8 protein-coding genes and 1 riboswitch are annotated in these 13,235 nt (G+C 56.3%); of the genes, 4 read left to right on the top strand and 4 right to left on the bottom strand.

The window, feature by feature from the left end:
• Window positions 1-9: 9 nt before the first annotated feature.
• The 3 genes from ACQ4N8_RS17685 to spoIIID form a co-directional block, all read right to left on the bottom strand.
• Complete coding sequence (locus tag ACQ4N8_RS17685; RefSeq protein WP_430705673.1) at window positions 10-909, bottom strand: flagellar hook-basal body protein; 900 nt, start codon at window positions 907-909, stop codon at window positions 10-12.
• A 72-nt stretch (window positions 910-981) separates the two neighbouring features.
• The gene (locus ACQ4N8_RS17680) at window positions 982-1,980 is read right to left on the bottom strand and encodes a rod shape-determining protein (RefSeq protein WP_430705672.1); all 999 of its coding nucleotides are present in this window, start codon (window positions 1,978-1,980) and stop codon (window positions 982-984) included.
• Between the two features lie 250 nt (window positions 1,981-2,230).
• Window positions 2,231-2,515, bottom strand: coding sequence for a sporulation transcriptional regulator SpoIIID (gene spoIIID / locus ACQ4N8_RS17675; RefSeq protein ID WP_009223751.1), 285 nt, complete (start codon window positions 2,513-2,515; stop codon window positions 2,231-2,233).
• Between the two features lie 1,030 nt (window positions 2,516-3,545).
• Between spoIIID and ACQ4N8_RS17670 the strand changes: the two genes are divergently transcribed.
• Genes ACQ4N8_RS17670 through ACQ4N8_RS17660 form a run of 3 tightly spaced genes read left to right on the top strand, consistent with a single transcriptional unit; the run spans window position 3,546 to window position 6,243 of the window.
• Window positions 3,546-4,334: an ABC transporter permease gene (locus ACQ4N8_RS17670; RefSeq protein ID WP_430705671.1), complete on the top strand. Its 789-nt coding sequence runs from the start codon at window positions 3,546-3,548 to the stop codon at window positions 4,332-4,334.
• Window positions 4,331-5,140, top strand: coding sequence for an ABC transporter permease (locus ACQ4N8_RS17665; RefSeq protein WP_430705670.1), 810 nt, complete (start codon window positions 4,331-4,333; stop codon window positions 5,138-5,140). Before ACQ4N8_RS17670 ends, ACQ4N8_RS17665 begins: the two co-directional genes overlap by 4 nt.
• A gap of 20 nt (window positions 5,141-5,160) precedes the next feature.
• Entirely contained in the window at window positions 5,161-6,243 is a 1,083-nt protein-coding gene (locus ACQ4N8_RS17660; RefSeq protein ID WP_430705694.1) for an ABC transporter ATP-binding protein, read from the top strand.
• A gap of 78 nt (window positions 6,244-6,321) precedes the next feature.
• On the opposite strand, the gene ACQ4N8_RS17655 is transcribed toward ACQ4N8_RS17660, so the two are convergent.
• Window positions 6,322-11,766 (bottom strand): S8 family serine peptidase, encoded by a 5,445-nt coding sequence (locus ACQ4N8_RS17655; RefSeq protein ID WP_430705669.1) that lies wholly within the window; start codon window positions 11,764-11,766, stop codon window positions 6,322-6,324.
• 488 nt (window positions 11,767-12,254) lie between these two features.
• Window positions 12,255-12,366: riboswitch (glycine riboswitch) on the top strand.
• 175 nt (window positions 12,367-12,541) lie between these two features.
• Here ACQ4N8_RS17655 and sdaAB point away from each other — a divergent pair.
• On the top strand, window positions 12,542-13,213 hold the full coding sequence (gene sdaAB, locus ACQ4N8_RS17650; protein WP_430705668.1) for an L-serine ammonia-lyase, iron-sulfur-dependent subunit beta: 672 nt from the start codon (window positions 12,542-12,544) through the stop codon (window positions 13,211-13,213).
• Window positions 13,214-13,235 lie beyond the last annotated feature (22 nt).

The raw sequence follows: 13,235 nt of genomic DNA, 5'->3' as shown, positions 1-13,235 counted from the left end.
AACCGCGCGTTACACGCGGCCGATTTCGTTAACCGCTTTATCCAGGCTTCGGTCGTAATATTGAATGACCTTCTGATTGGATTCGTAGGCCCGCTGGGCCGCAAGCAAATCTACCATCGATTGGGCGGTATCGACATTGGACACCTCAAGGTAGCCCTGGCGAACCTCCGCGCCGTCGGCAACCGGATCCAGATTGCGAACGCCGGCCGCTTCTTCGTCAGCCGCGCGGTACACGCCGTTTCCTTCCCGAATCAGCTGATAAGGGCGTTCCACGACCGTCATCCCCAGCGTACCGAGATCCACGGCGGCTCCCGTATTGTCCAGCGCCGTCAAGTTTCCCGTGGCACTGCTCGTGAGCGTATTCACCGACAATCCTGCGGCTAACACGATCGGATTTCCGTCCGTATCAAGCACGCGATAGCCGGTTGAAGTCCTTAACTCCCCCGCCTCATTTACGGAAAAGCTCCCGTCCCGCGTATATCTGACGTTGCCCTCGTTATCCTCCACGGCAAAAAACGTCTGCGGCTGATAAATCACTTCTCCGTCTTCCGTGACGAATTTCCCGGAGGCATCGAAGGCGATCGGCTGCCCCGTTGCCGGGTCGGTCAAGCCAAGGTTCGAGATCAGGGCAAAGTCCGTATTCTTGGCCGTTTCCTTCAGATCTCCCTGAACGAACGAGCCCAGGCTCTCCTCCGCAAACACCCCGGTCACGAGCTTCCCGATCCGGGAAGCGCCTCCCGACTGCTTGTCCCCCATAAGCGAGATGAGCATCTCGGGAAAAGAATGCGCGATCGTATTCACCTGCTTATAGCCCGGCGTATTAAGATTCGCGATATTTTGCGTGACCGTATCATGCCGCCGCTGCTCCGTAATCATGCCGGATGCCGCGGTATAGAGTCCTCTTAGCATGCCCTTCCCTCCAAACGACTATATATTCAATGCCCCTCGGGGCATGACATTCCTTCTTTATATATCGGCGGATCAAAACCGTTTCTTAAGCACTTTGTCCAAATTGTCGAGCATGACGCCGGTTCCCTTCACGACGCAGTGCATCGGATCTTCGGCGATCAGCACCGGTACGCGAAGCTCTTCGGCGAGGAGCTCGTCCAGTCCGTTCAGCAGAGCGCCTCCCCCGGTCAAAATCACGCCGCGATCGATAATGTCGGCGGACAATTCCGGCGGAGTGCGCTCCAGCACCGATTTTGCCGTAGCCACAATGGAGGATACCGGATCGGCGAGCGCTTCCTGCACTTCGTTCGCCGTAATCGTAACGGTAAGCGGAAGCCCGGATACCATGTCCCGTCCGCGGATATCCATTTCCGCCACCCGGCCGTTCGGATATACCGTGCCGATGCCGATCTTGATATCTTCGGCGGTACGTTCGCCGATCAACAGCTTGTACTTCGTTTTAATATATTTAATGATGGCGGCATCGAACTTGTCCCCCGCGACTTTAAGCGACGAGGCCGTGACGATGTCTCCCATCGAGAGCACCGCCACATCCGTCGTCCCGCCGCCGATATCGACAACCATATTGCCGCTCGGTTCGAAAATATCCATTCCGGCCCCAATGGCGGCCGCTTTGGGTTCTTCCTCCATATACACTTCTCTGGCGCCGCTATGCTCGGCGGCTTCGCGAATCGCTTTCTGTTCCACCGAGGTGATGTTCGTCGGCGCGCAAATGAGAATCCGCGGGCGGCTGTACCAGCTTCTGCCGCCAACCCGGTCTATAAAATATTTCAGCATCGTTTCCGTAATTTCAAAATCGGCAATAACCCCATCCTTCAGAGGACGAATCGCAGTGATATTTCCAGGCGTACGGCCTACCATCCGCCTCGCTTCTTCGCCGACGGCCAGCACCCGTCTTCCGTCGCTGTCAATCGCCACAACGGAAGGTTCGTCAAGAACGACTCCCTTTCCTTTGACGTGAATCAGCACATTGGCTGTGCCCAAATCGATACCAATATCCTTGCTCATCATTCGATCCCCCAAAGCGTATTTTTGTAGATCACGGAAAGGACGGTGCAACCTTTTTCCCATGCCACGTGCATATGGTAAGAAGTTCCCAATAGTCCAGAAGCCCAAAATTCGACAGAAGTCGATGCTGATCGTTATTTTTCGGGAGAAATGGATATAAATCCACATCATCTTATACCATACTTAAAAATACCATACTTTAGGGGAACTGTTCAACGATATTTGTTCGATGAGCGAACTAAATAATTACCCATTAATTCACCGAGCTAATCACCTCGCGTTTGGATTGTCCCTTTTTCTTATACTTGATCTTCGTCGCTTCCCCTCCGCGCAGGTGCCGGATCGATTTGTGATATTCGAGAATGTGCTTGACCTGATCCGCCAAATCCGGATTAATCTCCGGCAGACGTTCCGTTAAATCCTTGTGCACCGTGCTTTTCGATACGCCAAATTCCTTGGCGATCGTCCGAACCGTATGCCGCGTCTCCACGATGCACCGACCTATTTTAATCGTCCGTTCCTTGATGTAATCGTGCACGCTCCCGCCTCCCTCAACTCGAGATAGTTTGGTACATTATATGAGGGGCGGGCCCATATATTCTTTGTTTCCAAGCCTGACAAGCCTGGGCGAGGCCATTTATTTTGTTCCGGGCCGGTTCCGAAAAACGCCGGTGCCCCTTGGGCGCGGACATGGACAAGCGGCAAACGCCGGCATTTTCCGGCTTGGTATTGGGGCCGGAACGTTCCGTTGGATGGGTAGTCGGACGGGTTCGGAATGGCGGAGGAGGCGCTGGCTTGCCGCTCGTATTTTGCTTCGGATTGCCACGTCAGCTTGCGGAGCCATAGGCATTGCATTAAACCTAACAAGATACCCGATGTGCATAAAGGCAGGCCAAGGCGTGGGGGTCTATAGGGTTCGAGTCTTGTTGTCTCTGCATGCTGCTTTGCACGATTATCCCTTTCGTTAAGGGAGTAAAGGTCGGGGCTAGGAGAAATGAAGCAGACCGGAGAGGAGATCCATGACAAGAAGCGGTGGAAACGAAAATACTGTGATCTTGCTGCAGTCTAAACCCTTCCGTCAGCAGAAACGACTGCATCGTCATACGGACCCCCGCCTGCTTCTTTGGCCTAAGGCCCGTCTCATGATTTCGAACCGATCTATTTTTCTTCACCCCATATTTTCTTTCCTTTCCCCGAGGCTTGCCGGTTTCTCTGTTACCTGATCAAACGGGATAATTGTGCAAAGCTTCCGGACAGCGAGTGTTGACCTGACGCCAAAAGGTTGCCGGCTTAACTGTCAAACATGGATGATTAGGAATTCCATGGATTTCATGAATGCTTTAATGCAACGCTAGTGCCACTGAAGTCCGTTAGGTCAGGAAATAGCCGGGAAATGAACGATTAGCGTCATTCAGGTCCGTTACCGAGATGTTTTTCTTATTTCTCACCGGCAAAAAATCCTCTTGCCACCTTTGGAATATTAAGGTATGATAATGTCCTTCTCGCAAAATCGCCTTGTCTGAAGTGGACGGGTCCGCCGTCTAACATGCTTATCGGAGGTGTATCATATGTTTAATCCTACGCTTTATTTCACCCTGGCTTCCAAAGCCTACGCCCGCAATCTGCAGTATCGCGGAGCCCACATGGTGCACAATCTCGCGAGCGCGATGTTCGGCTTCATGTACGCGAGCATCTGGATCGGGTTAGGCCGGGACCACACGCTTGGCGAATACGGAACGCAGGGCATGGTGAATTACATCGCCTTCACGCAGGCCGCGCTCTGGATCACCAGCTTCATCTCGAACGGGCTTGGCATTCCGCAGTCGGTCAGGACCGGGCAAATCGCCCTTGACCTGATGCGCCCCGTACACCTGTTCAGCCATATGATGGCTAAGGAATGGGGACAGATCGCCTACCAGTTCGCGTACAAATCCATCCCGATTTATCTCCTGTACTTCTTCGTTTTTTCGCTTCGGATTCCGGATCAGGGAATCGCCGTTCTGTACACCGCCTTGGGGTTGTTTGGAGCCTCCTACCTATCCATCTGCATCAACTATTTGATTGGAGTCAGCGCCTTATGGACGACGGAATCGTCCTGGTTGTATTGGGGCAATCACGCGCTGATCAATCTGCTGGCCGGCTTTTTCATTCCGTTGGAATGGTTGCCGGGTTGGCTTGAACGGCTCGCCTGGATGTCGCCGTATCCTTATTTGCTGTACGTACCGACAACGATATACCTCGGAAACGGAGATGGCTCCGCGGTCTGGGGAACGCTGTTTTGGTGCGCTCTGATGACGATTGTCTGCCTGCTGTCTACCCAGTTGCTCCGGCGGAAGGTGGAGGTGCAGGGCGGATGAGGCATGCGAAGCTGCGCTCTTGGCTGAGGCTGTATCGGCTCCTGATTCGGACCAGCGTGAAAAGCCGGATGCAGTACAAATTCAACTTTATGCTAGGCTCGGTGCTGGCCGCGTTGATTCAAATTTCCGAGTTTCTGATGGTCGCGATCGTTTTGGACCGCTTCGGGGCCATTCAGGGCTGGTCGGTTTACGAAATCGGTTATTTGTTCGCGGTCATGACATTGTCCAAAACGCTGTACCGTACGTTTGCCGATGAAGTGCACCACTTGGAAAGGTATCTGGTCGGCGGCGATCTGGACCAACTGTTAACCCGGCCGTTGCCGGTGCTGCTGGCCTTGATGCCGCAAAACTTCCGGTTGATGCTTGGCGAGGTGCTGCAGGGCGGCTTCATCCTTTGCTGGTCGCTGGGCGCGATGATCCTGAGCGGGCAGGTCGGCTGGTCCGCCGCAGTCTGGACGCCGTTCGTCATCCTGACGGGCGCGGCCATCCTGTTTTCGATCGGGCTTGCCACCGCGACGCTGGGCTTTTGGACGACCCGGATCACGGAGCTGCAAAATATTACGGAGGATGCCGCCCGAACGGCGGCGCAGTATCCACTCACGTTGTATCCCAAATGGATGTCCTCGCTGCTGTTGTTCGCCATTCCGGTCGGCTTCGTCAATTACGTGCCCTCGCTGTTTATTCTCCGGGGCGAGATTGGGCCGTGGATCCTAGCGGCGACGGCGGGCGTCGCCGTGATTTGCTTGGCGGCCAGCCTGCGGTTTTGGCGGTTTGGCATCACCAAATACCAGAGCACGGGAAGCTAAAAAGGGGGAGCACAAACATGATGATCGAAGCCAGGAATTTGACCAAGGATTTCAAAACGGCGGTGGCGCGCGAAGGGAATTTCGCCGGCCTCCGCACGTTGTTTTCGCGGGAATATCGAACGAAGGAGGCGGTACGCGGGATCAGCTTCCAAGTGGAACGCGGGGAATTCGTCGGCTACATCGGGCCGAACGGAGCGGGAAAGTCGACGACGATCAAGATGCTCACTGGCATTTTGCATCCCAGCTCCGGCGAGGTGACGGTCGGCGGCGTGAATCCGCACCGCGACCGGCGGCGCGCCGTGCGCCAGCTCGGCGTCGTATTCGGGCAGCGCAGCCAGCTGTGGTGGGATCTGCCGGTCAAGGACTCCTACGATATTTTGGCGGAGATGTATGGCGTCAGCGAGGCGGACAAGTCGCAGCGATTGGACCAATTCGCCGAGTTGTTGGACCTGCGCGAGTTTTGGCTGACGCCGGTGCGCAAGCTCTCGCTTGGCCAACGGATGCGGGCCGACATTGCCGCCGCCATGCTGCACGACCCGGATCTGTTGTTTCTCGACGAGCCGACGATCGGCCTGGACGTGCACGCCAAACGAAATATCCGGCAGTTTTTGCGCAAGCTGAACCAGGATTTCGGCAAAACCATTCTCCTAACGACGCACGACATGGATGATATCGAACAGCTGTGCAGCCGGGTGATGGTCATCAATCACGGGCAGCTGACGTACGACGGGACGATCCGGTCGCTGCGGGAGATGATCGGCTTGCCGACGCGAATCCGCGTGACGTTTCGCGGTCCGTTTCAGGTGCCGGAGGCATGGTCCGAACTGCTGCGGGGTTACGGGGACTCGCCGACCTCGCTCGGGGCGGACCGCATTCCATCGGTTTTGGCGGTTGCCGGGAGCGTCGACAAGACCGGCGCTGCCGCCGCCCTGCCGTTTCGCGTCACGGGCATCTGCGACGATGCGGTCATCGTCGAAGCCAATCGGCACGAGATCAGCGCAATGGAGATCATCCGGGAAGTCGGCAGCTGGGGCGACATCGACGATGTCGACATGGCCGAGCCCGATTTCGAGGAGGTCATCCGCAGCTTTTCGTCTTCGTAGGTAAACTTTAAGAAAAAGTCGGCCCCAAGGCGGAGATACCGCCTGGGGCCGATTTCTTATTGTTGGATCGTCTCCGGATTAACGAATCACGATCTTGTGAACGACGGTACCCACGGCGCCGTCGTCATCGGTAACCGTGAGCGTAACGCTATACGTTCCGGCGGCAGTAAAACGGTGGTTCACTTTGGGGCCAAGCTCCTGGCCGCCGTCGCTGAACGTCCAGCTATAGCGGACGATTCGGCCGTCCTCGTCCGAGGACGCCGTCCCGTCAAAATCTAGCTGCTTGTTTTTGGCGGCGCGATCCACCGCCTCGATCACGGCAGTTGGCGCAGCATTCGGAGTATTGCCTGGATCCTCGCCGGGATCTTCACCAGGATCTTCACCCGGGGCGCCGACAAACAACCGGCCAGGCGCTGGGAAGTCGCCGTCGTTGCCGGCCGAATCCCGGACGCTTACAACGATCAGGCCGCCTTCCAGCACGAGCGAAGCTGGCGTCGTATAAGTGCCTTCATAATGTCCGGGCGTGGTTTCGGTCATCGGAATTCCGCTGCCCGCGCCGCCGCTCAGCGACAACGGCAGCTCGATACGGAACGAAGCATCCAGTCCCGGCACACTGTCGAAGGAGACCGTGAGCGCTTCGCCGGCCGTCAGGCGAACGTCTTCCGCCGGAGCCAGATTGGCGATCTCCGGCAGCTCCGTTTCGACGTAAACGGTGCGGGTAACCGTTGTTTCATTGCCCGCTTCGTCCGTAGCGGTCACGGTGATCACATTCTCACCGGAGTCGATCAGCATCCGGTAGGCGAAGGAGCCGCCGTCCTCTCGCGGAACCTCTTGGCCGTTAACGGTTACCTTGCTGAAGAACGCGTCGACCGCGGTTCCCGCTACGTTCAGGACTTCCGTATTCGTACGGAATCCATCCACCGGCGAAACCACGTCCAACTCCGGAGCGATGGTGTCCAGCGTAACCGTGACCGGCAGCGAACGATCGGTGGTTTTCCCGTTTACGATCACTTCGGCACTCAGTTCATTCGCGCCGTCATGAAGCTCGACCGGCAGGCTGAATTGGCCGTTTTCAACCGTAGCTTCTCCAGCCAACTCCGTGCCGTTGTAAACCTTGACGTCGGCATCATTGGCCGGCGATGTCCCGGTTACCGTGACGGTCGGCTGGTTCGTGAAAGAACCGGCTTCCGGCGACGTGATCACCGGCGCATTGACCGGGTAACGTACGATAGCCCGAATCATATAGTTCCCGTCTTCTTCGGCCGTCGGCGTCCAGACACCGCTGATGCGCTGCCAGCCTCGAAGGGCATTTGGACCGGATTCGTCCGTGGCCAGGCCAGGGGAGTTTGCTCCGACCGAAGGCTGAATGTAGACGATGTAGAAATCGCCTTCTACGGTGACAGGCTCGGGTAATTCCACGGTGGTCCATTGGTCGTTGCGCAGTGCGGTACCGTCGAACGGTCCGGCTAATTGCCGTCCCGGCGATCCGTTCGGACCGGATGAGTCAAATACCGCATATTGGAATGCGGTTCCGCCCGGAGACGGGAAGGCCGTATTCCAGAACCGGATCGAAGCGCCCGTCACTTGAGCCGCCCCGGATTCCGGCGTCATGCGTACCGCCCAGGCGTTGCCTCCGGCGTTAAAGGCCCAGGCATTTTCCGGGGTTCCGTCATCATAGGCGATTTCGCCCGGCAGCCCGACGAACGGTTTGAGCGCGAGCGAGCCGTCGGCCGTTCCGTTAGGCGGAGCCGTTACGGTAAGCGTTTCGCTATAGTAGTCGGGTGCGGTTACCGAAAGGGTATACGTGCCTTCCAGCACTTCCAGTGAGAAGGCGCCGTCCGGCCCGGTCGTCTGCGGCGCGATCGTCGCATCTTCGAGGACGAGTACCGTAGCGTCGGCAATCGGCTCGCCGGTGCGTTCATCGGTAATCGTCCCGGCGATTTGTCCTTTCGGAATGGCCGCAAGATTGAAATTCGCTTTGGCGGTCAGTTGGTCCTGAATCTTGACCGGCAGCGTTTGCGGGTAATACCCATAAGCTTCCGCTTTTAGCGTAAAGTCGCCGGCGACATGATTAAAGCTGTATTTCCCGGTGGCTGGATCGGTTTTCACCGAACGTCCGGTTTCCAGCACAGTAACGGTTGCGCTGGCCGGAAGGCTGCTGATGCCAACCTCGGCGGTTGTCTCCGTTTGTTTCACGGACTGGTCAAATTCGTTTTTGCTCGTACGGGTCAGCTTGTAGGCCGGCCCGGATTTCGCCGCTTTGGCTTTTTGCGGCTCGGCTTCGGCAAGCACGTTTTTCGCCGCCAGGCTCTCCGGCGTATTTACGCTAAGTACTTGGAAGTTATCGAGATACCAGCCGGATTTAACGACACTGCTGTCCGTCGTTATATGGAAGCGGATCTGCACTTGTTCTCCGATATAATCGCCAAGGTCGTAATATGCCGGGTTCCAAGCCATGCCGTTTGAGCTATGCGAGAATCTGCCCAATGGAGACCACGTGGCCCCGTTATCCGCGCTGGCTTCCACATAACCGAAATCGTAGTTGCTTTCGATCTCAAACCAGTGATCGAACAACAGCGTCGCATTATCGACTTCACTGAGGTCGATGACCGGAGAGACGAGAGAATAGTTGGCTCCGTTCTCATAGCCGGCATCGAGATCCGTTCCCCAAACATTAGGTGCGGACACGGCACTCGCCGGTCCTGGCGCTACAGGCGCGCCGCGTTCCCATTCATCGCGCGTTCCGCTGTGCGTCCAGCCGTTATCGCTGCTGCCATCGAAATTGTCGCTGAACAACGTGGCCGGACGTTCGATCGCCAGTCCAATCTCGTTCGATTCGGCGCTTTCGTTGTCGCTGTAGTCGGTGGCGGTTACCGCATAATAATATGTTTCATCCGTTTCGGTCGCCGAATCGGTATATTCGGTTCCAGGCGTCGTTCCGATCGCTTCATATCCGGAGCCCGAAGTCGTTGAGCGGTATACTGTGTAAAGCTTCACGTCTTCATCGGCGGATGGCGACCAGGTCAACTCGGCGCTGCCGACGAAATTGACGGAGCCGCTCAAGTCGGCCGGAGCCGCAGGAGGAGTCTCATCCGGCGTTTGCAGCGAAAGGTCGTCCAGGTACCAACCCGCCTTTTGCACGGAACCGTCGCTGCTGAGGCCGAACTGCAGGTAAATTTGCTCGCCGGCGTATTCGCGCAGATCGACGAATTGCGTTTTCCAGCCGCCGCTTGTCCCGGTGAATTCCGCTGCCGGAACAAAGGCGTAGTCGGTGTCGATGGATGCGATGTACAACGTGCCGAAGTCGCGGTTCTCCTCCAGATCGTACCATTGTTTGAAGGACAACAGCGCCCCTTCCGGACTATCGGTCAAATCGACCGGAGGCGTCAGCAGATAGGAATCGGCCCCGGAAGCATAATTGCCGGTCAGGTTGGTAGCGTACGCTTTTTCTCCGGAATAGGCGCTTCCCGGTCCACTGGCCGGGGTCCCCCAAGCCCAGGTATTCCCGATGCCTCCGGACATAAATCCGGTGATATCCGTTTCGAAATCCTGCAGATATCCGGGCTCGATCCCTGCCGAAACCGTTACGGAATACGGTTCGCTGTCAAAGCCGTTATTGCCGTAATCGTTCACGCGGATATAGTATTCCAATCCTTCGCTTCCAAGCAGGAATGCGGGAACGGTTGCCTCGTAAATTCCGTCTTTCATATCGCCGGAAACCCGGGTAGCCGGAATGTAAGAATAATGGCTGCTTCCTGCTTCCTTGGCGTAAAATTCGACCGAGGTTACCGAGACGTCATCGCTCACGCGAGCGGTTAGCGTAATATCAAAACCTTCATATACTAAGGTAGGAGGCGTGTGCTCCAGAACCGGTTCCTCCAAGTCGTCCCCGGCGGTTACGACCCGGCCGGATACGGAGCCGACGCCTTCCAGCACGGAGCCGACGGCATCCAGCGCATTGACGATGCCATGCCCGTATCCGTTGTTTGGCGCCGTCGGATACTGGCTGTCCGTACGCGGCGTGGCGGTTTCGGTCAAGATCCGCTCCAGGTCATCCACCGTCAGGGAATGGTTGGCCTGCAGCAGCATCGCCGCGATGGCCGTCGTATGCGGACCGGCCATCGAGGTGCCGTTCCAGCCGCCTTCATAGGCTCCGCCGGGAACCGAGGAGCGGATATTGACGCCCGGTGCGGAGACCTCCGGTTTGATTTCGTCGTACGGCGAAGGGCCAAGCAAAGAGAAGTCGGCCAGATTGCCGTTGATGTCCGTCGCCCCCGTGGCGAACGCTTCCGGGTAATTGGCTGGATTGGCGACGGAACCGGGGCCGCCGGGATTGGACTCGTCGACGTTGCCTGCGGAAAATTCCGGGAAGATCTGAGCATCCCGCCAGGCCTGAACGACCGGACGATACCATTCATCGATGCCGGGACCCCCGCCCCAAGAGTTGTTCACCACGTCGGGCGCCAGTTCGGGATGGAGATTGCCTTCGGCATCAACCGGGGCAAGCAGCCATTGTCCGCCGTCGAGAATGATCGCGTCCGTGGTAGAGGGGTTGAAAATCCTGACCGCAATCCACTTAGCGCCGGGCGCTACGCCGATATGATTCGAGCCGTCCGGCTCCGAACCGACCATTGTTCCCATCGTGTGGGTTCCATGACCATGGGAATCGGTCGGGAGCGAAGCGCGGCTGTGCGGATCGTACCAGTTGAGCTCAGGATCCACGACGTTGCCGGAGGCATCGAGCCCGCGCCATTTGTCGTGCAGAGCCGGATGGTTGTAATCGACCCCGGTATCGAGGTTGGCGACGACAATGCCCGTCCCGTCGATGCCCATGTCCCAAACCTCGGGAGCATTCACTTGGGCGATGTTCCACTCGACGCTGTCCGGGTCGACCGTTGCCGTACCCGTGCCTGCGGCATCCTTGGGCGAGGTCTTGCCGTCGGCCGGGTTCGCGCCAGGCTCGACCGCCGGTTGTTTATCGATTTCTACCTTTTGCAGAAACCGCTCTTCGTTGGGAAGGATCTTTTCCACTTCCGGAAATAAGGCGATTTGCTCAAGTACATCTTTTGTACTTGTCACCGCCATGGCATTTACGATAAAGTAGCTTTTGTAGTCTTTGACGTCTCCGGATTTTTGCGCCTGCTGCAAGTAGTCGTCCAGTGCGTTCTGGGAGCGGGATGCCGTCTCGCGGAGGGCGCTGACGACGGATGTCCGGGCCGAAAGCTTCGCGGCCGATGGCGTGGCTTTTTGAACGGCGGCTTTTTGCAAGGCCAGCTTGGCGACCGAGGCCGTGTCGGTTTGCTCCTTTAATTTGATGAGATAGGTGACGAAGTCGTCATGCTTGAACCGGGCCTGCAAGTTGGCGTCGATTTTGGCTTCGGCGATTTGGGGCGAACTCGATTTCAGGCTGAATTTTCCCGTAGCCCCGGCGCTTTCGGCATAGGTCGCAGGAACAAAAGTAAGCACAAGGAGGATCGACATACCGAGTGAGAAAGATTTGCGGAATTTTTTAAGATTAATCAACTTCTTCACTCCCTTTACTAGGTTAGTTGCTGCTTCCTAAAACATCCTCTTGTGGTTGCCCGGAGATACTTCGGCTTGATCCGGACTTGGCGCTGGAAAAGCTAAAATGCGGGAGACGGTTTTCTTTTTTTCAATCACCTCCTTGAATGGATGGCATAACATCTATGCGAGCAGGTAAGCTGCGGGTAGCGGGTGTCGGAAACGCAATAACGTGATGGAAAAACGCGTGTGATCTTGCTGAAGGAAAGTTGACGCGAAACGGCCCTTATTTTCAATCAATCCGCAAATAAGGGAATATTTGGAATGGTTAGAGACAGTATATAATTGTAAATTCATGTGCACAAGTAGTAATATATGAAAAATATACATATTTTCACAGAAAAATAGGAAAATATTACTAGAATATGCCGTGAAATAGCGGATATTCGTGTTAGATATCTTGACATTTGAATCATTTTAATTTACATTATTTACAAAATATATGGCGAATGATGATCATGGGAGAGTCCGTTGATTTAAGTCAGCGGCACCGAAGGAGCAAAGAGCCGGTCCTGCAAACCGGCACCCGAATCTCTCAGGTTCAAGGACCATGATCGGACGCCGCTCTGGAGAGAGCGTTAAGCCACCCACGAGGTACATGTTGCTCTGCGAGAAGCAGCTCGGAGGACATTAAACTTTCAGGTAACGGGGACAGAGAAGAAGGCAGCTAGCCTTTTTCCTGTCCTTTTTTAGCGGTATTCATGGTTGGATTCATGCCAAGGGAGAGGTTATATCCATGCGATTTAAAAATGTGTTTTCGATTATAGGGCCGGCGATGATCGGGCCCTCCAGCTCGCATACCGCCGGGGCGGTGCGGATCGGGCGGTTTGCGAGGCAACTGTTCGGGGAGAAGCCGGTCGAAGCGGCCATTAGCTTCTACGGCTCTTTTGCCGAAACGTATAGCGGGCACGGCACCGATTTGGCCGTGGTCGGCGGGATCCTCGATTACCGGACGGACGACGAGCGGATTCGCAACTCCCTGAAGGGCGCCGAGGAGCAGGGAATCCAAGTGGTCTTTTCCACGGGGGTTCTGCCGGGGGCGCATCCGAATACGGTGAAAATCAAATTGACCGGCGGCAACGGCCGGCATACGGAAGTCACCGGCGCCTCCATCGGCGGGGGGACGATCGTGATTCGCGGCATCGACGGCTTTGAAGTCAAAAGCTCGGGCGAACTGCCAACGCTGGTTATTTCGCATGCGGATCGCCAAGGCGTGTTGGCAGGAATCACCGCGCTGTTTAGCCGGGAGGATGTCAACATAGGTTACATCATTACCGACCGGAAAGGGAGAACCGGGGAGGCATTGACCGTGGTTGAAGCCGATTCGCCCATCCCCGAAGGTCTGATGGCGGCGATCGGCTTGCTGGAGCATGTTAGCCGGGTGGCGTACGTCAATTTGATGTCTTGATCGCGTTAGCAAGTGGCCATAC

Source organism: Paenibacillus macerans (genome assembly GCF_050565405.1).
Taxonomy (GTDB): Bacteria; Bacillota; Bacilli; order Paenibacillales; family Paenibacillaceae; genus Fontibacillus; species Fontibacillus macerans_B.
Note: the sequence above shows the minus strand (reverse complement) of the source record. Positions and strands in the feature narration are given on the sequence as shown.

Excerpts from the sequence above, each read along its gene's own strand:
- sdaAB (WP_430705668.1), top strand. The coding sequence starts at position 12,542 with ATGCGATTTAAAAATGTGTTTTCGATTATAGGGCCGGCGATGATCGGG.
- ACQ4N8_RS17685 (WP_430705673.1), bottom strand. The coding sequence starts at position 909 with ATGCTAAGAGGACTCTATACCGCGGCATCCGGCATGATTACGGAGCAG.
- ACQ4N8_RS17665 (WP_430705670.1), top strand. The coding sequence starts at position 4,331 with ATGAGGCATGCGAAGCTGCGCTCTTGGCTGAGGCTGTATCGGCTCCTG.
- ACQ4N8_RS17670 (WP_430705671.1), top strand. The coding sequence starts at position 3,546 with ATGTTTAATCCTACGCTTTATTTCACCCTGGCTTCCAAAGCCTACGCC.
- ACQ4N8_RS17660 (WP_430705694.1), top strand. The coding sequence starts at position 5,161 with ATGATCGAAGCCAGGAATTTGACCAAGGATTTCAAAACGGCGGTGGCG.
- ACQ4N8_RS17680 (WP_430705672.1), bottom strand. The coding sequence starts at position 1,980 with ATGATGAGCAAGGATATTGGTATCGATTTGGGCACAGCCAATGTGCTG.